This window comes from Paenibacillus sp. OK076, assembly GCF_900110055.1.
Taxonomy (GTDB): Bacteria; Bacillota; Bacilli; order Paenibacillales; family Paenibacillaceae; genus Paenibacillus.
Genome location: NZ_FOCH01000001.1, coordinates 533,526 through 553,527 on the forward strand (window position 1 = coordinate 533,526; position 20,002 = coordinate 553,527).

Genomic DNA, 20,002 nt, shown 5'->3' on the forward strand with positions numbered 1-20,002 from the left:
GGGGAAGCAGATGGACAACGTGGAGAGTGACGAGCAGGAAGCAGCGCTTCAGTTCAGGTTCATGACGCTGGAGGATATTCCCGATGTCATGATTATTGAACATGAGGCCTTCACCCTGCCCTGGACGGAAGAAGCATTTCAGAATGAATTGACACACAATCATTTTGCTAAATATATGGTTATGGAATTGGAAGGTACAGCGATCGGCTATGCCGGCATGTGGACGATCATGGATGAAGCCCACATTACCAATATCGCTGTCCGTGAAGCTTATCGTGGACGCAAGCTCGGCGAGAAACTACTGGACGAACTGATGAGAACAGCGGCTTATCTCGGGATGGAGCGCATGACGCTGGAAGTCAGGGTTTCGAATCGGATTGCCCAGAGCTTGTATCAGAAAAAAGGGTTTGAATCGGCTGGTCTTCGCAAAGGGTATTACTCCGACAATGGGGAAGATGCGATGATTATGTGGGCGAATTTGCCGCCTGCGAGCCGGAGCGGCGAAGAGGAAGGAAGCGTAACGGATTCATGAAGGATTTCAATGAAAAGGTAAGTTCAGCACCATCTTATATATTGGCCGTGGAGACAAGCTGTGATGAAACATCCGTAGCGGTAGTCAAGGATGGACGGGAAGTGTTGTCCAATCTGATCTCCAGTCAGATCGAGACACATAAGGCATTTGGCGGGGTTGTGCCTGAAGTGGCTTCGCGTAAACACGTGGAAGTCATTACACTGATGTTGGAACAGGCTATTGAGCAATCCGGCATCCGTCCGCGTGATCTAAGTGCGATTGCTGTGACGCAAGGGCCTGGACTGGTTGGTGCATTGCTGGTCGGCATCGTAGCTGCGAAAACCATGGCCATGGCCCTTGGCAAACCGCTCATTGGCACACATCATATTGCGGGACATATCTATGCCAACAGACTTACCCATGAGCTGCAATATCCAGCGATGGCACTGGTGGTTTCAGGTGGTCATACCGAGCTTGTGCATATGGAATCCGAAGGCAAGTTCAAACTGATCGGACGTACGCGTGACGATGCTGTAGGCGAGGCTTATGACAAAGTGGCGCGTGCACTGGGTTGTCCTTATCCGGGAGGACCGCATGTGGACCGGATGGCTGCTGAAGCAGAGCAGGTGGTACCTTTGCCACGCGTCTGGCTGGAAGCCGATTCGTATGATTTCAGCCTTAGCGGCCTGAAGTCTGCTGTACTGAATGTTTTGAACCAAGCCAAAATGCGTGGAGAAACGCTTGAACCATCCGCTGTGGCAAGAGGCTTTCAGGAAGCTGTCGTCGAAGTGCTGGTAGAAAAAGCGGTAAGGGCTGTCCGTGAATATGGATCGCGTCAATTGCTGTTATGCGGTGGCGTTGCTGCAAACCGCGGATTGCGTTCAGCTTTGCAGGAGCGTTGTGCGAAGGAAGGGCTCGAATTGCTGATCCCGCCAATGGAGTATTGTACCGACAATGCCGCCATGATTGGAGCTGCGGCGTATTTGAAATGGCAGCGGGGAGAAATCTCGGAATTCGATGCCAAGGCTGATCCGGGACTTTCACTTGAGGCATGGTCTGTTCAATCGCTGTAGAATAATTCATGTATTTGAAGACTTGACAGTCTCAAGTGAAGACTGTATATTAATTACAATTAAAACAGGAATTCAGATTCCTGAACTGAAACGCAATGAACAGGAACAGTAGGGTAATTCCCGGTCATAGAGAGCTGCGGGGTGGTGCAACGCAGTCGAAGGAAACCTGAAACTCACCTGGAAGCGGAACGATGGAACACGGTAACTCCCCGGGAGAAGCCGAAGGCCGATGATGGCCCAAAGTACATGGTTACGGGTTGCCTCCGTGAATGGGCCGTTGTTGATGAAGCCGGATAACATATCGGTCGAAGATCAACAATAACTGAGGGGGCTTTTGTCACTTTGGGCAATGATAACGGTATGGACGCATACAGGATCAGCTCGAAGGAAATGAAAGTCAACAAGAGTGGTACCGCGAAGGTGAACAGCCTGTCGTCTCTTGCATTATTGCAGGAGATGGCAGGCTTTTTTGATTTTCAAAATGGTGATGAATGCATGGTCACATATCATAAATGTAATGAACGGGAGCAGTAAAACGATGAAGCGCACAGAGAGCTGCGGGGTGGTGCGACGCAGTGGCTGGAATCGTTTGAATCTCGCCCGGGAACGGAGCTGTGGAAGCAGTGAGACGATGTCTCATCCCTTGTTCTTGTAACCAAAGGACATTGTGGTACACAGCAACGGCTAACCTCCGTTATAGGGTGTTTCTCCAGCTGGATCGGCTGTTATTGTTGCGTGTAAGCAGCTGCAACCGAGCTAAGCTGGAGACGACGAGGTGGATGGTGCCTGGCGCAAGCCTGGACCATCAAGCAAGAGTGGTACCGCGGAGGGGATAATAACCCGCCGTCTCTTAGATGAGATGGCGGGTTATTTGTGTTTGCTGCCGGCAGCAGGGTGGGCAATGGGAATCAATCATGGTTCAGACAAAGAAATATGTCCGGCGTGCAAGTCGACGTGCACATCGGCATGGAATGCAAAATGAATAAACATAGAAAACGGGAAGTGAACGCCTGGTTCACATCCCCAAAATCCAATATACATTCAAATTTGATGGAGGTTGATGAATATGACAACGAACAATAACAAACGCATGATTGAGATTTTTGATACAACACTGCGCGATGGAGAGCAAGCACCGGGAGCGAGTCTGCAGCCTGAACAAAAAATTGAACTGGCACATCAACTGGCTTCTCTGGGCATCGACGTCATCGAGCCTGGATTCCCGATCTCAAGTCCAGGTGAGTTCGCGGCGGTTCAGGCGATTTCCAGACAATTGCAAAACGTGGAGATTTGCGGATTCGCACGTGCGGTCAAAGGGGATATTGATGCAGCTGTTCGAGCAACGGCTGACGCAGCGCGCCGCCGAATTCATCTGTTTATCTCCTCTTCGGACATCCATATTGAGCATCAACTGCGCCGACCGCGTAGTGAAGTCGTGGCTACTGCCCGGGAGATGGTCTCCTATGCACGTCAGTTCACGGATATTGTGGAGTTCACCGCCATGGATGCGGCTCGTACAAAGATGGATGATCTGATTGAGATGGTTGAAGTAGCTATTGAAGCAGGAGCAAGTATTATCAATTTGCCAGATACGGTCGGGTATGCATTGCCGCATGAATATGGAGAGATGTTCCGTCAGGTACGTGAGGGTGCAAGAGGCGGAGACAAGGTACGTTACAGCGCACACTGTCATAACGATCTGGGACTTGCGGTTGCCAACAGTCTGGCTGCGATCGCCAACGGTGCTTCCCAGATTGAAGTAACCATCAACGGTGTGGGAGAACGGACGGGCAACTGTGCCCTGGAGGAGCTGATTATGGCTCTGGAGACACGGGGAGATGTAATCGGCGCAACCACAAATATCAAACTGAACCAGTTGTATGAGACTTCTCGTCAAATTAGCCGTGCGATGCATTTCCCGATTGCCTACAACAAACCGGTAGTAGGGCGCAATGCCTTCCAGCATGAGTCTGGTATTCACCAGGATGGTCTGCTCAAGAATCGGAGTACGTATGAGATTATGGACCCGGAAGCGCTGGGCATTCCACGCAGCATGATTATTCTGGGCAAACATTCCGGGCGTCACGCTTTGAAGGATCGGGTTCGCAAATATGGCTTTGAACCGGATGAGCAGCAAATGGAACAACTGTATGAGATATTTAAAGAAACCGCCGATCAACAGAAGGTGGTCAGTGATGACCAGTTATTGCAGATGGTGAGCCAGACCATGAATATTCCTGCACAGGATTATGAACTGGTTGAATTGCAGGTTACGGCGGGCAGCATGACGGATCGAATGGCAGCAGTTCGTATTCGCACGAGCGCAGGGGAGCAATCCTATTCTGCCGTTGGCGGTGGTCCGGTAGATGCAACGATTCGTGCGATTGGTCAAAGTATCTCGGACGACATTACGTTTGTCGATATGGAAATGCACGCACTGAGCGGAGGAGAGGCTGCGAGTGCAGAAGCTGCGGTTACCGTGGAGCGTGCAGGACGTGAATTCAGAGGAACCGCCACGCACAATGATATTGTCATGGCTGCGGGTCTGGCGTATGTTGCAGCTTGTAATGCGGCCGGACTAAAGGCGGAGACTTTCGAAATGGATGAATCCGTGCATGCGTAAAAGTATTCCGGCAAATCACATCACTTTCTGATTAAAAGAAGAACAGAGGCAGGCCTTAAATACAAAGGTCTGCTTTTGTCCTTTATAGGAGAAAAAAATTGAAAGCACGAATGTGTTTGTCAAGATGTGATTATAGTTATCCACATATTCAGTATAAATTGTGGGTAACTATCTCAAAGTCAAACCAGTAATGTTTTCGATAATAATGGGTTTTGGGGGATAGAATGGCCGGGTTATATCCACAAAGTTGTGGATAACGTGGATAACTTGGTGGATAAATATGGTTTTTGTGTGCAAAAAGCTATTCTACCGCCGTATAATTAAATAAATTCAATTGCTTGCTATCTTGCTTTTCTGTGGATAAATGAGAAGCTGTACAATGCAAAAATATTTTACTTGATTCGAGTAGATTTGACAAATGGGGAATCATTCTACTCCAATCCGTCCTGCTTTATGTTCAACAAAAAAAGCTGATTCCATTTAGGAATCAGCTTTTGATATCAAGTCCATTCTATTTGGTTTCTTATTCCAAAGCTAATTCTTCCCACTCTTCATAAGCCTTGGCAAGTTGAAGCTTGTGATCCTCTGCCTTCTCCTGAAGTTCTTGCAGCTTCATGTAATCCTGATATATTTCAGGCAGGGCCATCTGAGCCTCAAGCTCCGTAATCTCCGTTTCCAGCTTCGAAATCTGTTGTTCCAGAGCTTCCTGCTTGCGCTGGCGGTTACGTTCTTCGCGCTTGGCCTGCTTGTCCGCTTCGAATGAGGCGGCTCCGGATTTTTCGGTTGCGGATAGGGCTGGATCAGACTTAGCCGAGTTTTTGGAAGAGGCAAGGCGTGCTTCAGCCGCTTCGCGAGCGATATCTTCAAGTTCCTGTTTCTTCTCCACATAGTCATCATAATTGCCCAGGTAATGTTCTGTTCCACCCGGATGCAGTTCAACAATGCGCTCAGCCATTTTATTGAGGAAATACCGGTCATGCGAGATGAACAGCAACGTGCCTTCATAGTCCATCAGTGCTGCTTCAAGTACTTCTTTGGCGAACAGGTCAAGATGGTTCGTAGGCTCATCCAGAATGAGCATATTGGCTTCCTTGAGCATGAGCTTGGAGAGGGAGACACGAGCTTTTTCTCCACCGCTGAGCGATGAGATCTTTTTGAGTACATCATCTCCACTGAACAGGAAGTTGCCCAGCACCGTACGAATCCGTGCTTCCTCCATGCCTGGATAGGCACTCCACAGCTCTTCCAATACCGTATTGGAAGGATTAAGCCCCGTCTGCTCCTGATCGTAATAGCCAATCTGCACCTTGGTACCCCATTGGATCTCACCGCTTACAGGACGCAAACTTCCAGTGAGGCATTTGAGCAAGGTGGATTTACCTATACCGTTTGGACCGATTAAAGCAACCGTTTCCCCGCGTCTTAGATCAAAAGATACATTGCGGAACAACGGCGAAGCCTCATCGTAGGCCACGGAAAGCTGATCCACACGGAGCACTTCTTTACCGGACATGACAGCCGTCTCAAAAGAGAAATGAGCTTTCTTCAGATCTCCCATCGGTTTGTCGAGCCGTTCCATCTTATCAAGTGCTTTGCGGCGGCTCTGTGCCCGTTTGGTCGTTGAAGCACGCACGATATTCTTCTGAACAAAGTCCTCCATTTTGGAGATTTCATCCTGTTGTTTCTCGTATTGCTTCATCTGGCTTTCGTACTCCGCAGCTTTCAGTTCCATGTACCTACTGTAATTGCCGGTATATTTTTTGGAGCGGTGTCGTTCGATCTCCACAATGGTTGTTACAAGCCGGTCAAGGAAATACCGGTCATGGGATACTACCAGCAGCGCGCCGGAATAACCTCTGAGGTAATCTTCCAGCCACGTGAGGGTGGCAATGTCGAGATAGTTGGTAGGCTCGTCCAGCATGAGCAGGTCAGGGGCCTGAAGCAAAATGCGAGCAAGCGCAAGCCGTGTCTTTTGCCCACCGCTCAGTGTGGCAATCTGGGTATCAGGTGAAAATTCACCAAAGCCCATTCCGTGCAGTACACTGCGAATGCGGGTCTCCATCTCATAACCGCCATGATCCTTGAACCAGTCCGAGCGTTTAGCATAACGTTCAAGCAGATCGGCATACTTTTTTTCATCTTCCATCTGCGAGGGGTCAGCAATATCCTGCTCCATCTGACGCAAATCCGCTTCAGCCTGGGTCAGATGGGCGAATACGTTCATCATTTCTTCCCATATGGAGCGATCGGATTGCAGTCCGCTGTTCTGGGCGAGGTAACCAAGCGTTGTTTCCTTGGATTTGAAAATCTGTCCGCCATCATAGGACATTTCCCCAGCCACGATTTTGAGCAAAGTGGATTTCCCTGCACCGTTAACCCCAACGAGGCCGATGCGCTCGCGTTCTAATATTTGTAAGTTCACGCCGTCCAGGATTGGATCGACACCAAAACGTTTGATAATTCCGGATACTTGCAGCAGCATAAAATTAAGTTCCTCCATAGGTCCAGTTCTTGATATGACAACTATATCCCAGTTTACATGAAATACAGAGCAAATGCACCGATTAGGAGTGCCTGGGGCGTGTAGTCTTTTTGGTCAATCAATGATAAACTGAAAGAAGGCATGTTAATACATGAGGATTTTGCAGAAAATGAATCATTTTAACGATTCCAACATGATGACAACTGGTGCATAACATATAAATGGTTTTAATGGAGAGCTAGTTTACCTTCCCGATCAACAGGAGGTTATTCAAGGACATGCAGGATCATACGGAACAGAAAAGCCGCCTTCGTTCCAAGCTGAGACAGAGCCGGGATCTGATGGATGAAAGCATGCGTCAGCAGGTGATAACTGAGATTAATCATGTGACGAAGCGGGAGCTGGAGCGCCTTAGACGGGACAAATGGAAGCTGGGGAACAAGCGGCTTGTGATTTTTAGCTATTTGTCTTATGGAAGCGAAGCATCTACGGCCTTTTTATTTGAAGAGGGCTGGAAGCATGGAGATCGAATGCTCGCACCGAAAGTGCTGGCGAATCCGGCTCGCATGGAGTTGCGGCGTGTCATGGGTGAACAGGATATTCAGCCGGGAATATGGGGAATACCTGAACCCAAGGATTCCTGTGAAGTGCTGCAACCTGATTGCTGGCCGGATATCGATCTTGTCATCGTACCGGGGCTGGGATATGACCTTCAAGGAGGGCGCATCGGTTATGGCGGCGGTTATTATGACCGTTTTGCCGAGACGCTTGCAGCGAAATGTGCGATGACGGACAAAAGACCACGGATGGCTGCATTGGTATTGCCAGGCCAGCTTCAAGATGAAATTCCGATGGACCCGCTTGATCTGCGGATTGATCTGTTGATAACAACCGAAGGTATATTACATATCGAATAAAGGGTTGTGATGTGATTGAATTCAGAAACGAATAACAACCAGGCTTCCGGCAGCAAACTGACTCATTTTAATGAACAGGGACGAGCCCGGATGGTTGATATTTCGGGTAAGGAAAGTACCGTGCGTACAGCTGTGGCGGTATCCAAAGTGACGATGAATCCGGCTACGCTTGAAGCCATTCGGGAGGGCCGCATCGGCAAAGGTGACGTTCTGGCTGTGGCTCAAATTGCGGGCATACAGGGCGCCAAGAAAACGTCGGACTGGATTCCGATGTGCCATCCATTGGCATTAACGGGTGTGGATATCCGTTTTCATGACAACGGTGTCGATGAATTGCAGATTGAAGTTACGGTCAAAACCGAAGGAAAGACAGGTGTCGAGATGGAGGCGCTCACGGCGGCGTCGGCTGCGGCACTGACGATCTATGACATGTGTAAAGCCATGCAAAAAGATATGATTATCGGTCCAACCATGCTGAATTTCAAAAGTGGTGGCAAAAACGGCGATTTCAGCCGATAAGGGACATTTATTTTCATAGAGGAGAAGGGTGATCTTTATGGTGTGGAGAACAGCAATCCTGACAGCCAGCGACAAAGGGGCCCGCGGGGAACGTGAGGATACGAGTGCCCAAGTGATCCGGGAACTTGTGGAAGAAGAACTGGGTGGGGAAATCGTGGAGTACCGCATCGTTCCGGATGAACCCGATGAGATTATTGCGGCTTTGATTGAGATGACAGATTATTTTCACGCTGATTTGGTATTGACCACTGGAGGTACGGAGCTTGCGATTCGTGATATTACTCCAGAAGCGACCCGGCGGGTCATTGAACGGGAAGTTCCAGGCATGGCTGAAGCCATGAGATACAGTGTCATGGGCAAGAATCGTTCTGCCATGCTGTTCCGCGGCGTATGTGGTATTCGCGGACGTACATTGATTGTCAACCTGCCAGGTACACCGAAGGGTGTGCATGAGCATTTGGCGGCCATTATGGATCAGCTTCCGGAAGCGCTGCTGATGGTTACGGGGCAGTTCAAGCAATAAGTGTGAAACTTATAGTAGCGGGTGGAAATCAAGCAGGGAAAAATGATTGGATGTCGAGGTCTCTCTTGTGAATAATGTGGGTTATGTAAGTGGTTACATCTATGGTATGATTGACATAATTCAAAATGAAGCAAAGACATCTATGAGCCTATGGCCAAGCGTGTGCATCTTTGAAGCTTGAAACGAGGAGGAATAATATCCATGTTTAGTTCAATTGGACCAACAGGTTTTATTTTGCTGGCCGTTATCGCGTTGCTGTTGTTTGGGCCCAACAAGCTTCCGGAATTAGGACGGGCAGTCGGACGCACTTTCCGTGAATTCAAAGAAGGCGCACGTGAGATTATTTCGGATGATGATTCATCCAGTCGCAAGGAACAGGAAAAGGCGAAGCCGCTGGCATCTGAGACTGCATCTGCAGACAAGCCTGAGGACAAACGCCTGCCGGAATAACTTTGACGGCAATGAAAGAGAAATCCCTTCCTGCCGGAAGGGTTTTGTATTTTAAGCTGGCAACAATGGGGGGCAGGCATGACGCAGCAGAAGGAAGAAATGACGCTTACAGAACATTTGAGTGAGCTGCGCAAGCGGTTGATTTATGTGTTGAGTATTTTTATTTTGGGGCTGGTGGCAGGCTTTCTGGTAGCGGACCCGGTGTATCAATATCTGACGAAGGCAGAGACTGCTCAGGGGTTTGTACTGCATGCCTTCTCGTTCTGGGATGGGATTGGCATCTACATGAAGATTGCCGGACTATTCTCGCTGGTCATTACGCTGCCGTTTACGGTGTTTCAGCTCTGGAAGTTTGTCAGTCCAGGTCTGCGGCCGCGTGAGCGAAAAGCCACGCTGAAGTACGTACCTTATGTATTTCTGTTATTTCTGATCGGGTTAGCTTTCTCATACTACGTTGTTTTCCCGATGGCACTTTCTTTTACTTCATCAATTACGGAAAAAATGGGGCTTGTCGAGACCTACGGAATGAAGCAGTATTTCAGTTTTTTGTTTGGCATTGTACTGCCGGTATCCCTGTTGTTCGAACTTCCGTTAATCATTATGTTCCTGACAGGACTGCGGATATTGAATCCGATCAGGCTTCGCAAAATGCGCAGAGTCGCGTATTTTGTCCTGATTTTCATTGCGGTTGTGGTCACACCACCTGACTTTATTTCCGATTTTCTTGTGATGATTCCCTTGCTCCTGTTATATGAGATCAGTGTGTTTCTGTCTGGCTTTGTGTATCGCAAACAGCTTGCAGCTGATGCAGCGATCGAGTCACGATATGTTCGTGACGAGGATGATAAGCAGAGCGCAGTATAACAAGAGAGATTTCATACGATTTTTGTAACTGTGTTAATCTTGTATGGTGCCCATCCCCGGGATAAGGCGGTCAGTTCTTACCCGGGATATGAAGGGCGACAAACTTTTACGGTTATATATTCTGATGTACGGGACAAGCAGGCATATTATGTTCAACAATGGATACAATGGAAAAGGGCTGCCTGAGAACGATGCAGGAGGACTTACGGATTCTGTGGAATAAGTTAAAAAGGTATTATGGCATTTACACAGGCCAATCGGGAGTTTTTTGGCTGGGTTGATGTAAATACAACGTAAAATCTCGCAAGAATTCATGAAAAGGACTTGAAATCATGCTTCAAGTTGAAGTATCATAAAGTTGGTTGTTAGCACTGAACACTGTCGAGTGCTAATACATATGGCTACAACCTACAATGTAACGTTATATAATTTCAAAAGGAGGCTATTTTTCATGATCAGACCTTTAGGTGAACGCGTATTGGTAGAACCACTGGAGCAAGAGCAAACAACTTCTTTCGGGATCGTACTGCCGGACTCCGCTAAAGAAAAACCGCAAGAGGGTAAAATTATTGCTGTTGGCGCTGGAGTATTGAAAGACGGAGTACGTGTAGCTCTGGAAGTGAAAGAAGGAGATCGCGTTATTTTCTCCAAATATGCCGGTACAGAAATCAAGTTCGAAGGTAAAGAATATTTGATTATGAAAGAAAGCGATATTCACGCGATTCTCGACTAATTCAAATTTAATCGGTTAACCGAACCATATAGCAACACCATTTTACACAATATACTAGGGAGGTTTTCTTACCATGGCTAAAGACATTAAATTCAGTGAAGACGCTCGTCGTTCCATGCTTCGTGGTGTGGACGCATTGGCTAATGCAGTTAAAGTAACACTCGGTCCTAAAGGCCGTAACGTGGTTCTGGAGAAAAAATTCGGAAGCCCGCTCATCACGAATGACGGTGTAACGATTGCTAAAGAAATCGAACTGGAAGATGCATTCGAGAACATGGGTGCACAACTGGTTAAAGAAGTAGCAACCAAAACCAATGATGTTGCCGGTGACGGTACAACAACTGCAACTGTATTGGCTCAAGCGCTGATCACAGAAGGTTTGAAAAACGTAACTGCAGGCGCCAGCCCAATCGGTATCCGTAAAGGGATCGACAAAGCGGTTAAAGCTGCTGTAGCTGAACTGCAATCCATCTCCAAACCAGTTGAAACCAAACAATCCATCGCACAAGTTGCAGCAATTTCTGCAGCTGACGAAGAAGTAGGCGAACTGATCGCTGAAGCTATGGAAAAAGTGGGTAAAGACGGCGTTATCACGGTTGAAGAATCCCGTGGATTCGCTACCGAGCTGGAAGTGGTTGAAGGTATGCAATTCGACCGCGGTTACATCTCTCCATACATGATCACGGATACGGACAAAATGGAAGCTGTTCTGGACAACCCGTACATCCTGATCACAGACAAAAAAATCTCCAACACGCAAGAAATCCTGCCATTGCTTGAAAAAATCGTTCAACAAGGCAAACCGCTTGTTTTGATCGCTGAAGATATCGAAGGCGAAGCACTGGCGATGCTGGTTGTGAACAAATTGCGTGGAACATTCAACGCTGTAGCTGTTAAAGCTCCTGGCTTTGGTGACCGTCGTAAAGCAATGCTGCAAGATATCGCTGCCCTCACTGGTGGCCAATTGATCACGGAAGAACTGGGTCTGGACCTGAAATCCGCTGTTGTGGAACAACTGGGTACAGCTCGTCAAATCCGTGTAACGAAAGAAAACACAATCATCGTTGACGGTGCTGGTAACAAATCCGATATCGATGCACGTGTAAGCCAAATCCGTACACAACTGGAAGAAACAACTTCCGAGTTCGACAAAGAGAAACTGCAAGAGCGTCTGGCTAAATTGTCCGGCGGTGTAGCAGTAATCAAAGTCGGTGCGGCTACTGAAACAGAATTGAAAGAACGCAAACTGCGCATCGAAGATGCCCTGAACGCAACTCGCGCTGCGGTTGAAGAAGGTATCGTATCCGGTGGTGGTACAGCGCTCATGAACGTATATAACGCGGTTGCAGGTGTAAGCCTGTCCGGCGACGAGCAAACGGGCGTAAACATCGTCCTGCGCGCTCTGGAAGCTCCAATTCGCACAATCGCAGCTAACGCTGGCGAAGAAGGTTCCGTAATTGTGGAACGTCTGAAAAAAGAACAAACTGGCGTAGGCTTCAACGCTGCGACTGGCGAGTGGGTTAACATGATCGAAGCGGGTATCGTTGACCCTGCGAAAGTAACACGTTATGCATTGCAAAACGCTGCTTCCGTAGCAGCAATGTTCCTGACTACTGAAGCGGTTATCGCTGACAAACCAGAACCTGCAGGCGCTGCTGGCGTTCCTGACATGGGCGGTATGGGTGGAATGGGCGGCATGATGTAATAAAAGGTGTAAAAACCTTTTAATGCCGAAGATGAAAGGCTCCCGAAAGGGAGCCTTTTTTTTCATTAATTAGATAGGGTGATTTGAATTTATGTTTTAACTGAGGGAGGAAATCATTTGAGAAAGAGTACAAAGTGGACATTATGGATTCTGGGCTTGATGCTTGGTGCAATTTTCATCAATTTTTACATGAATCTATATAGCTTCGCTTATGCGTTGATTACCGTACTTTTACTTGTATTTATGGGGTGGGGATTCTTAGCCAAGTTAAAAAACGACGTTCGTCAGCATGAAGATCATCATAGAAGAGAGCATCAATCTGCGATCGATGACATCGATCGATACACGAGGTAATAAATAACGAACATATCAGGAATAGCATCATAAATACGTCAGGCAAACTAGGATAAACTGATTAAAGGCTCCCGTGAGGGAGTCTTTTTTTATGTTTATTTTTTTGAAAAAAGTAGTGATATGTTCTCTTCTATTGCTAAACAGACAGTTGTTAAGTAAAATGAACATATGAATAAGTGCTCATATAATAATGCATAAGTGATATTGGAGATGATACATATGTATGATGTATTGGTTATCGGAGCTGGGCAAGCAGGCTTGGCAGCAGGTTACTATCTTCAGCAGTCGGGGTTAACCTTCTTAATCGTTGACGCTGCCTCATATGTCGGGGAATCTTGGCGTAAACGGTACGATTCCTTGCATCTTTTTACCCCACGAATGTATGACGGATTACCGGGAATGCCGCTTAGTGGAAATGAAAATGGCCTGCCAAGCAAAGATGAAATTGCAGATTATTTTGAAAGTTACGCCGAGCAAATGCATCTTCCTATAAAGTTAAACTGTGTAATCTCCCGTCTCTCGAAGCAAGATGAGGTGTACTATGCTGAAACCAATGATGGAATAATTGAAGCGCGCAATATTATCGTTGCCACGGGGCCTTTCCAGACCAAAAATGTTCCTCATTTTGCGAAGTCATTATCCGAGAATGTAATTCAGCTTCATTCATCAGAGTATAAAAACCGCTCTCAATTGCTTCCTGGAACAACAGTAGTCGTAGGCGGTGGGAATTCAGGTGCCCAAATCGCCGTGGAGTTAGCATCAGATGATAAATAAACCGTATACATATCTATAGCTCGAAATATAACCTTTAGGCCTTTGCATGTTATGAAACGAAGTATATTCTGGTATTTTGAAAAGCTCGGAGTATTACGTGCAAGTGCAGATCGTATGGTTGGAAAATGGTTGCGAAATCAGCCAGAGTACGTCTATGGCTATGAGTTAAAAGAGTTGATCATTAAAGGGCAAGTTAACAAGTGTCCACGTGCTATAAATGCAATAGATAACCTCATCCTGTATGAGGATGGTAGTGAGACACGAATAGATAATATTATCTGGGCGACGGGGTTTAAACGAAATGATGGTTGGATTGATATCACTACTGCTTTTGATTCCCAAGGTGGAATTTTACACGAGAGAGGCGTATCACCGGTTGCTGGACTATATTTTGTAGGGCTGCCTTGGCAAACATCACGAGGTTCAGCACTATTGGGATGGGTTAAATACGATGCTCAGAGTATCGTTAATCATGTGATTCAAAGGTAAGACACATCATGCTAGAGCAGATGCTAGGGATGATTAGCGAATACCATAAGTCACATTTTTGGGTATATTCCTAAAAAGAGGAGCTCACAATTACAAAAGCTGAACTATCCAAACAGTACATATCACACGTTAGGCCGTTCCTTCATGGAGCGGCCTCTTTACACAATGGGGTCTTATTTCGCAACAGTTATTTCAAAAGTAGAGTGATCATGATCCTGTACGCTGAAGCGATATTCATATCCATTTCGAACCGTCGTTCCATCAAAATTACTCTGACTTACATCACGATCCAATATGCCGATATCCTGAATCACGTCTTGCGCATCATTATACGTGTACTCGTTATTGGTTGTCAGAATAAGTGTAGCGATAGCCGTCAAAAAGATTCCACCCGTTGGTTCGCTGATATCACCAGTCTCGTACAACCTGACTTCTTGTACTTTTTGATCTGAATTTAATGTACCAACCAATCTTAATTTATCATTAAATAAATATTCGAAAGCGCCAGTATCCTGCTCTGAAGAGTCTTTCATATTCAAGCTGGTAATACTCAAACCATTCAATCGGTATTTGCCCACGGCGCCATTAAATTTGTTTTTGAATTCCTCCATTGTCATATGGAAGCCAGAGGCATTCGTTTGAGTTAGAGGTGCATGATGTTCCTCTGTTGTAGCTGGGCCAGATTCGTGTTTCTCCGTGTGATTTGTCCCAGATGATTGCGGAGAATTTGAAGGTAAAGCCAACATGCCATACATTCCGATCGAAGCAATTGCAAAACATGCCGCCGTTAACATCACATGCCTTATCGATATCCGATTATGTTTTCGTATGAATAAGACCATCAAAACAATAAATACGAAGAAAGCCATAAAACCTAGGATGAATAGTATTATAAACAGATATTGCAAATTCTCACCTCGTAGTGCATCGTTATTTCGTACTCTCATTATAATGTTCCTTTGAGAAACTTTAAACCTGTACGCGTTTTTTTAAAAAAGATGAACAGTGGAACGAGCAGACTAAAAAGATGACTCCTCTGCAGCACGTGCAGTAAAGGAGTCATCTCTTAAGTGTGGTCTAATCCTACATTTTAAGAGGCGTTCGATTCGTTAGCCCTCAATCGATATTTAGTCAGGCATAATCCAGACGATTTCGGCAATACGCACGAAGAATTTTCTGTTTCTTTCCTCCAGTACAACATGGTCATGTTTAACAGCAACCACACATCCATCCAGTCTACCGCGAGTCGTTTCCAGGATAACTACTTTTCCAACCAGGGACATCAGACTTTCGACTACGCAATGATCCACTGGATGAACGACAATGTTATGTGGCATGTGGGGTACATAATGTGAGTTGGCCATTGGATGCATCATGTGATAATTATTCAAGAAAAAACCTCCCAAATCATTTATACGGCATTCTATGCGATTGCCTACCCAAACGACTGGGCGTTTGACCTAAAGTCCATCATTTTAAAATTCCAACAAGGCAAATCGCTTGTCAATAGGTCAACATGTAACATCATTTCTTCCATTTATTTTACAAATGGTGCGATACTCTCTCACAATGCGTCTGTAAACTGAGAGGGTATTTAACATTATTTGGAGGTGTTTGGATGGTTAAGAAGTGGTGTACGCTTGTCCTTATTCTTGTTATGGCTTTATCTGGGAGTGTATATGTACAGCCCTCTTCAACAGTCCAGGGTGCTGCTACCACGTACACGTTGACCTTCCCGATGGATCGTTACCCGGAGACAGGAGCACATATTCGTGATGCCATTGCAGCAGGACATTCGGCAGTTTGTACCATTGATCGGGATGGGGCGGATGCCAATCGCAGAGAGTCGCTGAAAGGCTATCCGACCAAGGCGGGTTATGACCGGGATGAGTGGCCGATGGCGATGTGTGAAGAAGGTGGCGCGGGCGCTGATATTAGATACATAAGTCCAAGTGATAACAGGGGAGCTGGCTCCTGGGTGGGCAATCAGTTGGAAAAATATGCGGATGGGACAAGGATCAAGTTTACAGTAAAATGAAGCGGGCTAGTCAGGATTATATTCGTGCCATGGCTAGAGCGCTTAATCCTTCATGGGAGCAATAAATGTCTCCGGCGTTGCCCATAAAAATTGATGTTCTTTTCATCTTCATTTCAGATTCCATTAAGGTAGCAGGGGTAAGATAAGTCTTGTAAGCCCCTTCTCGTGTTAAATAGATGTGTGACTAGCTCCGTCGGATCGTCCGGCGGGGCACTTTTTTTCTTCATTTCATCGGTTAATGGTATGATAGATATATACATAAATGCTAGTAACGGAGGGATGGTTCGTGGACCCCAGCCTGCATCCGCTGTTCAGACCCATTCAGATGAATGGGACAGATAGAAATACCTATTATTTTGAGCGAATACCTTCTGTTTCCCTGATGGCTCATGTAGCCTGTTATTGGGAATCAGGTTTTATTCCGCATGAGGGAGAGCGAGATCAGGAAACGATCTCAGTGCCCGCTCGGGTATTGCCTGATGGTTGCACGGATATGCTGATTACATACGACGCGGTCCGTTCGGTTCATTCCTATGCGTACTGTGGCAATTATTCGCATCCGTTCTCTGTGCCCGAGGCATCCGATGTAAGTCCTTCTGCTGATTACACATTTGGCGTACGTTTTTTTCCGGGAGGGGCGTACGTGTTTCATGGTCTGCCATTGGAAGGATTTACGGACATGCGAATTCCGCTTGAGGAATGTTGGCCAGTCAGGTTGAATGAGCTTCAGGAGCGGATGGCTGGAACAAGAACCTTTGAAGAACGGGTGCGGGTAATGAATGCCTATCTGAGTCCACTATCCGTGCAAACCAGTACATATGAGAATGATCTGATGAAAAACGCGCTGCATCGCATCTTTATCGATGGAGGACGTATGAGCGTCAGCGAGCTGGCCATGCGAGAAGTTGTCAGCGAACGCCAGCTGCATCGGAAGTTCGCAGAATGGGTCGGAATCAGTCCGAAGCGATTCAGTGAGGTGGTTCGTTTTCACCGTGTCCTGGGCAGTATTCATCAGGGGCATACGCTGGATGGGGCAGCACTGGCCCTGAATCATGGTTTCTTTGACCAAGCTCACTTGATTCGTCAATTCCGCAAGTTTTATGGAGAAACTCCGCTGACCGCTGCCAAAGAACATCGACAAAAGGTTGTCCGATTTGTACAATAACTCGGTTGCCTCTTCCGTTATACTGAAATCGTGAGAATAATAGTAAAGGAGATATCATATATGAATGGAACGTTGCAAATGCGGGATCATCTGCTCAATGAATTGGAGACGGGAGTACGTACGGGGGCGAGCCTGATTCGTCTGATCCGTCCAGAGGATTGGGCTTACCGCCCGCAGGACAATATGCGTTCACTGGTGGAACTGGTTCATCATTTTATTCAGATCACGGCATCGGACCTCGCCATTATGCAGGAGAAGAGCGAAGCTGAGGTTGGTGTGGTAGAGAATAGCCTGTCAGGGATCGAGGATATTGAAAAGTTGGAGGCAGCACTTTGGGGCAATTTGGAAGCCTACAAGGCTTATATTGTATCACTCAGCGAAGAAGATCTGTTGAATCGTTCAACCAAAGCTTTCTATATGGAGCATGGTCATTTGCAGGCTCAGTGGCAGATTGAAACGCTAACGCATGTGTTCCATCACCGTTCACAGTTGTATAATTACCTCAAACAGCAGGGGCATGAGTTGAACTTTTTCATGCTGTACGCTTAGAACCTTAAAGTATGAATATGGTTATTATTGGCTCCGCCGGATGATCTGGCGGGGCTTTTTTTTTGTGTCTAATATTCTAGCATCTCTATCAAAATGGACGTTATCACACGGTCATTTTACCGTTACATTAATAGATTCCAAACATAGAATACCGTATCAAAGCAAAAGGAGGTGATTTCCATGGCCATCCTTTTACCGCAACAATTTTATGCCTTAGAGGCTAGTGTGGGTAAATCATATTATGAAAACCTTGCTGGAGGCACGAATGCCAGCATCACAGTGAACAATTTTGGTCCTTTCCCGGTAGACCTGGTTGTGACTCGTGTTAACGCTCCAGTGATCACGTATTTGATCCCTGCAGGCAACAGCCTTACGCTGTCTGTTGATTTGCTGCTCGTAGCTGCTTTGTTGACTACTCCGTCAGGTGCTTCAACAGGCACAATTCAAATCGCAACATCTGATTTCTAATGAATGTAGCGTGCTTTGTGAACCTCTGTCGGACATGTTGTCGGCAGAGGGTTTCTTTTTTTTTATGGATGCATCTGGGGTTGAAATGATATTATACTAGGGGATTATAAATTTAAGTAGTTGTTATAGGAATAATGTATTCTTATATCAAAACGAAAGGGAGATTGTAAATTTTGAAAAAGATGTTGTTTTACGTTTTGGGATTCACCTTGTGTTTATCGTTGTTCATGCCTTTACACATTTTAGACGCAGCCTCTTCAATGAGGTCCTTGGAGTTTGGGAATGGAGTAACTTATTATGGTGAAACCAAGAATGGCAAGCCTCATGGCTATGGAACGATGACCTGGGGTAAGAGCAAGACTTATAAGGGGAACTGGGTATCAGGCAAACGTTCGGGACAAGGTACTTATAAAGTAGTTACACGTGGAGAGGACAGCATTACTGAGCTTAAATATGATGGGTTCTGGAAGAATGATAAAAAAGAAGGGAAGGGTGAGTTGCTTATTAAAGAAACTTCGCTGACCGATGAAATGCAGGAAGCAAGAATTCAAACTGGAACATTTACGAAAGATCAGTGGATTACAGGGTATGAGGTTCGACATATTACTGTGGCAGACCCTCCTTATTCTTTTGTTTACAAGGATTCTAATATGAGTCTTAAAATTCTGGGAGATGCCGGGAATATATTAGATGGATTGAAGGTCGGTTATTTCTTTTCATTTACATATCAAAAAGGAAAAGTATACAAAGATGTCGGTGTTGGAGATGAATTCAGTCAGAAGCAATTTAGTTCTTTTATCAAAAGTGTAGAAAAAGAGATTAAGCCTCATATTAATCAGTTTGAGAAACTGGCTCAGAAATTATAGTTATTAATCTTGAATGATATAACGTGTGAAATTATATTTTTGTTTACTAATGCGGCTATTCGAGTAATTCATTGTAGAAGTGGTATAGAAGACTGATGTTGTGAAACAGGAGGTTATTGGACATGAACAGAATAACGTTTATTGAAACCGAGCGACTTGTATTCTCGACATGGAATGAAGAAGACCGTGCTCTGGCGTCAGCTCTATGGGGAGATCCTGAGGTAACGAAGTGGATCAGCAGCAAGGGGTTTCTGAGTGAGGATGAAGTGGAAGCGCGGTTGACGCAGGAAATAAAAAGGCAAGAAGAGGTGGGAGTGCAATATTGGCCCCTCTTTGAGAAAGATTCGGAAGTATTTGTTGGTTGCTGCGGTTTGCGCCCCTATTCTCCGGAAGAAGAGATATATGAACTGGGATTTCATCTTACCAGGGATTACTGGGGTAAGGGCTATGCCATGGAGGCAGCACGGGCGGTAATTGACTATGCATTTGGAGAACTGAAGGTTAAAGCGTTGTTTGCTGGGCATCATCCAGATAATGAAGTGTCACGTCACATGCTATCCAAGCTGGGATTCCAATATGTACGCGATGAGCGTTATGAACCGACAGGGCTGATGCACCCATCCTATTTGCTAAAAAAGGAATAAATACGTTGCACATTCAGGGTAACTCAAGGTCTTTAAATATATAGCTTAAATGGATGTGTAGCGGTGTTGACCGTAATTTTTTGGTAAATGGGTTTTCATCGTTTTTTTATTTCATTTTCAGCTTCTATTAAGGTAGCAGAGGTAAGATAATTCTTGTAAACCCCTTCTCGTGTTAGATAGATGTGTGACTGACCTCGCCGGACGCCGGTGAGGTATTTTTTTTGCTTAATTTTATAATTGTACATAAAACAAACG

22 protein-coding genes and 2 other annotated features are annotated in these 20,002 nt (G+C 46.0%); of the genes, 19 read left to right on the forward strand and 3 right to left on the reverse strand.

What is annotated here, in order from left to right; translation table 11 throughout:
- The first annotated feature begins 10 nt into the window (after positions 1 to 10).
- From rimI to BMY78_RS02280, 3 genes are all read left to right on the forward strand, one after another.
- The gene (gene rimI, locus BMY78_RS02260; protein ID WP_090894292.1) at positions 11 to 532 is read left to right on the forward strand and encodes a ribosomal protein S18-alanine N-acetyltransferase; all 522 of its coding nucleotides are present in this window, start codon (positions 11 to 13) and stop codon (positions 530 to 532) included.
- Positions 529 to 1,584, forward strand: a complete 1,056-nt coding sequence (tsaD, locus tag BMY78_RS02265; protein WP_090894294.1) for a tRNA (adenosine(37)-N6)-threonylcarbamoyltransferase complex transferase subunit TsaD — start codon at positions 529 to 531, stop codon at positions 1,582 to 1,584. The genes rimI and tsaD overlap by 4 nt, the downstream gene beginning before the upstream one ends.
- 86 nt (positions 1,585 to 1,670) lie before the next feature.
- Positions 1,671 to 2,027 (forward strand) — a binding site (T-box leader).
- A gap of 65 nt (positions 2,028 to 2,092) precedes the next feature.
- Positions 2,093 to 2,438: a binding site (T-box leader), on the forward strand.
- A 212-nt stretch (positions 2,439 to 2,650) separates the two neighbouring features.
- Positions 2,651 to 4,207 carry a 2-isopropylmalate synthase gene (locus BMY78_RS02280; RefSeq protein ID WP_090894300.1) on the forward strand — a complete coding sequence of 519 codons (1,557 nt, stop codon included), beginning with the start codon at positions 2,651 to 2,653 and terminating at the stop codon, positions 4,205 to 4,207.
- Between the two features lie 523 nt (positions 4,208 to 4,730).
- Here BMY78_RS02280 and abc-f read toward each other — a convergent pair.
- On the reverse strand, positions 4,731 to 6,689 hold the full coding sequence (gene abc-f / locus BMY78_RS02285) for a ribosomal protection-like ABC-F family protein (RefSeq protein WP_090894302.1): 1,959 nt from the start codon (positions 6,687 to 6,689) through the stop codon (positions 4,731 to 4,733).
- 278 nt (positions 6,690 to 6,967) lie between these two features.
- Between abc-f and BMY78_RS02290 the strand changes: the two genes are divergently transcribed.
- The 10 genes from BMY78_RS02290 (at position 6,968) to BMY78_RS33140 (ending at position 14,017) form a co-directional block, all read left to right on the forward strand.
- On the forward strand, positions 6,968 to 7,606 hold the full coding sequence (locus tag BMY78_RS02290; RefSeq protein ID WP_090894304.1) for a 5-formyltetrahydrofolate cyclo-ligase: 639 nt from the start codon (positions 6,968 to 6,970) through the stop codon (positions 7,604 to 7,606).
- Positions 7,607 to 7,621: 15 nt separating this feature from the next.
- A complete protein-coding gene (moaC, locus tag BMY78_RS02295; protein ID WP_090894306.1) occupies positions 7,622 to 8,125 on the forward strand; it encodes a cyclic pyranopterin monophosphate synthase MoaC in 504 nt (167 codons plus the stop codon).
- Between the two features lie 37 nt (positions 8,126 to 8,162).
- Positions 8,163 to 8,648 carry a MogA/MoaB family molybdenum cofactor biosynthesis protein gene (locus tag BMY78_RS02300; protein ID WP_024630749.1) on the forward strand — a complete coding sequence of 162 codons (486 nt, stop codon included), beginning with the start codon at positions 8,163 to 8,165 and terminating at the stop codon, positions 8,646 to 8,648.
- Between the two features lie 201 nt (positions 8,649 to 8,849).
- On the forward strand, positions 8,850 to 9,098 hold the full coding sequence (locus tag BMY78_RS02305; protein ID WP_064640077.1) for a twin-arginine translocase TatA/TatE family subunit: 249 nt from the start codon (positions 8,850 to 8,852) through the stop codon (positions 9,096 to 9,098).
- Positions 9,099 to 9,176: 78 nt separating this feature from the next.
- Positions 9,177 to 9,962 carry a twin-arginine translocase subunit TatC gene (tatC, locus tag BMY78_RS02310; RefSeq protein WP_090894308.1) on the forward strand — a complete coding sequence of 262 codons (786 nt, stop codon included), beginning with the start codon at positions 9,177 to 9,179 and terminating at the stop codon, positions 9,960 to 9,962.
- Positions 9,963 to 10,413: 451 nt separating this feature from the next.
- Positions 10,414 to 10,695: a co-chaperone GroES gene (gene groES / locus BMY78_RS02315; protein WP_024630746.1), complete on the forward strand. Its 282-nt coding sequence runs from the start codon at positions 10,414 to 10,416 to the stop codon at positions 10,693 to 10,695.
- A gap of 73 nt (positions 10,696 to 10,768) precedes the next feature.
- Positions 10,769 to 12,400 carry a chaperonin GroEL gene (gene groL / locus BMY78_RS02320; protein WP_090894309.1) on the forward strand — a complete coding sequence of 544 codons (1,632 nt, stop codon included), beginning with the start codon at positions 10,769 to 10,771 and terminating at the stop codon, positions 12,398 to 12,400.
- A 117-nt stretch (positions 12,401 to 12,517) separates the two neighbouring features.
- Positions 12,518 to 12,754: a hypothetical protein gene (locus BMY78_RS02325; RefSeq protein WP_090894311.1), complete on the forward strand. Its 237-nt coding sequence runs from the start codon at positions 12,518 to 12,520 to the stop codon at positions 12,752 to 12,754.
- A gap of 219 nt (positions 12,755 to 12,973) precedes the next feature.
- A complete protein-coding gene (locus BMY78_RS33135; RefSeq protein ID WP_256221920.1) occupies positions 12,974 to 13,528 on the forward strand; it encodes a flavin-containing monooxygenase in 555 nt (184 codons plus the stop codon).
- Positions 13,529 to 13,579: 51 nt separating this feature from the next.
- Complete coding sequence (locus tag BMY78_RS33140; RefSeq protein ID WP_256221921.1) at positions 13,580 to 14,017, forward strand: NAD(P)/FAD-dependent oxidoreductase; 438 nt, start codon at positions 13,580 to 13,582, stop codon at positions 14,015 to 14,017.
- A 173-nt stretch (positions 14,018 to 14,190) separates the two neighbouring features.
- Here BMY78_RS33140 and BMY78_RS02335 read toward each other — a convergent pair whose 3' ends face one another.
- Positions 14,191 to 14,925, reverse strand: coding sequence for a hypothetical protein (locus tag BMY78_RS02335; protein ID WP_143066999.1), 735 nt, complete (start codon positions 14,923 to 14,925; stop codon positions 14,191 to 14,193).
- A gap of 219 nt (positions 14,926 to 15,144) precedes the next feature.
- Positions 15,145 to 15,408: a DUF2642 domain-containing protein gene (locus BMY78_RS02340; RefSeq protein WP_371129113.1), complete on the reverse strand. Its 264-nt coding sequence runs from the start codon at positions 15,406 to 15,408 to the stop codon at positions 15,145 to 15,147.
- 227 nt (positions 15,409 to 15,635) lie between these two features.
- Between BMY78_RS02340 and BMY78_RS02345 the strand changes: the two genes are divergently transcribed.
- The 6 genes from BMY78_RS02345 to BMY78_RS02370 all read left to right on the forward strand — a co-directional run bounded on the left by BMY78_RS02345 (position 15,636) and on the right by BMY78_RS02370 (position 19,747).
- Positions 15,636 to 16,055: a NucA/NucB deoxyribonuclease domain-containing protein gene (locus tag BMY78_RS02345; protein ID WP_090894316.1), complete on the forward strand. Its 420-nt coding sequence runs from the start codon at positions 15,636 to 15,638 to the stop codon at positions 16,053 to 16,055.
- A gap of 286 nt (positions 16,056 to 16,341) precedes the next feature.
- Positions 16,342 to 17,220: a helix-turn-helix domain-containing protein gene (locus BMY78_RS02350; RefSeq protein WP_143067000.1), complete on the forward strand. Its 879-nt coding sequence runs from the start codon at positions 16,342 to 16,344 to the stop codon at positions 17,218 to 17,220.
- 60 nt (positions 17,221 to 17,280) lie between these two features.
- Positions 17,281 to 17,769: a DinB family protein gene (locus BMY78_RS02355; RefSeq protein WP_090894319.1), complete on the forward strand. Its 489-nt coding sequence runs from the start codon at positions 17,281 to 17,283 to the stop codon at positions 17,767 to 17,769.
- Positions 17,770 to 17,949: 180 nt separating this feature from the next.
- A complete protein-coding gene (locus tag BMY78_RS02360) occupies positions 17,950 to 18,237 on the forward strand; it encodes a hypothetical protein (protein WP_090894322.1) in 288 nt (95 codons plus the stop codon).
- A gap of 182 nt (positions 18,238 to 18,419) precedes the next feature.
- Entirely contained in the window at positions 18,420 to 19,103 is a 684-nt protein-coding gene (locus BMY78_RS02365) for an MORN repeat-containing protein (RefSeq protein ID WP_256222189.1), read from the forward strand.
- A 122-nt stretch (positions 19,104 to 19,225) separates the two neighbouring features.
- A complete protein-coding gene (locus tag BMY78_RS02370; RefSeq protein ID WP_090894326.1) occupies positions 19,226 to 19,747 on the forward strand; it encodes a GNAT family N-acetyltransferase in 522 nt (173 codons plus the stop codon).
- The last annotated feature ends 255 nt before the right edge of the window (positions 19,748 to 20,002 follow it).

Coding starts and splice junctions, on each gene's coding strand:
- rimI (WP_090894292.1), top strand. CDS start 11: ATGGACAACGTGGAGAGTGACGAGCAGGAAGCAGCGCTTCAGTTCAGG.
- tsaD (WP_090894294.1), top strand. CDS start 529: ATGAAGGATTTCAATGAAAAGGTAAGTTCAGCACCATCTTATATATTG.
- BMY78_RS02280 (WP_090894300.1), top strand. CDS start 2,651: ATGACAACGAACAATAACAAACGCATGATTGAGATTTTTGATACAACA.
- abc-f (WP_090894302.1), bottom strand. CDS start 6,689: ATGCTGCTGCAAGTATCCGGAATTATCAAACGTTTTGGTGTCGATCCA.
- BMY78_RS02290 (WP_090894304.1), top strand. CDS start 6,968: ATGCAGGATCATACGGAACAGAAAAGCCGCCTTCGTTCCAAGCTGAGA.
- BMY78_RS02300 (WP_024630749.1), top strand. CDS start 8,163: ATGGTGTGGAGAACAGCAATCCTGACAGCCAGCGACAAAGGGGCCCGC.
- BMY78_RS02305 (WP_064640077.1), top strand. CDS start 8,850: ATGTTTAGTTCAATTGGACCAACAGGTTTTATTTTGCTGGCCGTTATC.
- tatC (WP_090894308.1), top strand. CDS start 9,177: ATGACGCAGCAGAAGGAAGAAATGACGCTTACAGAACATTTGAGTGAG.
- groES (WP_024630746.1), top strand. CDS start 10,414: ATGATCAGACCTTTAGGTGAACGCGTATTGGTAGAACCACTGGAGCAA.
- groL (WP_090894309.1), top strand. CDS start 10,769: ATGGCTAAAGACATTAAATTCAGTGAAGACGCTCGTCGTTCCATGCTT.
- BMY78_RS33135 (WP_256221920.1), top strand. CDS start 12,974: ATGTATGATGTATTGGTTATCGGAGCTGGGCAAGCAGGCTTGGCAGCA.
- BMY78_RS33140 (WP_256221921.1), top strand. CDS start 13,580: ATGAAACGAAGTATATTCTGGTATTTTGAAAAGCTCGGAGTATTACGT.
- BMY78_RS02345 (WP_090894316.1), top strand. CDS start 15,636: ATGGTTAAGAAGTGGTGTACGCTTGTCCTTATTCTTGTTATGGCTTTA.
- BMY78_RS02355 (WP_090894319.1), top strand. CDS start 17,281: ATGAATGGAACGTTGCAAATGCGGGATCATCTGCTCAATGAATTGGAG.
- BMY78_RS02360 (WP_090894322.1), top strand. CDS start 17,950: ATGGCCATCCTTTTACCGCAACAATTTTATGCCTTAGAGGCTAGTGTG.
- BMY78_RS02365 (WP_256222189.1), top strand. CDS start 18,420: ATGTTGTTTTACGTTTTGGGATTCACCTTGTGTTTATCGTTGTTCATG.
- BMY78_RS02370 (WP_090894326.1), top strand. CDS start 19,226: ATGAACAGAATAACGTTTATTGAAACCGAGCGACTTGTATTCTCGACA.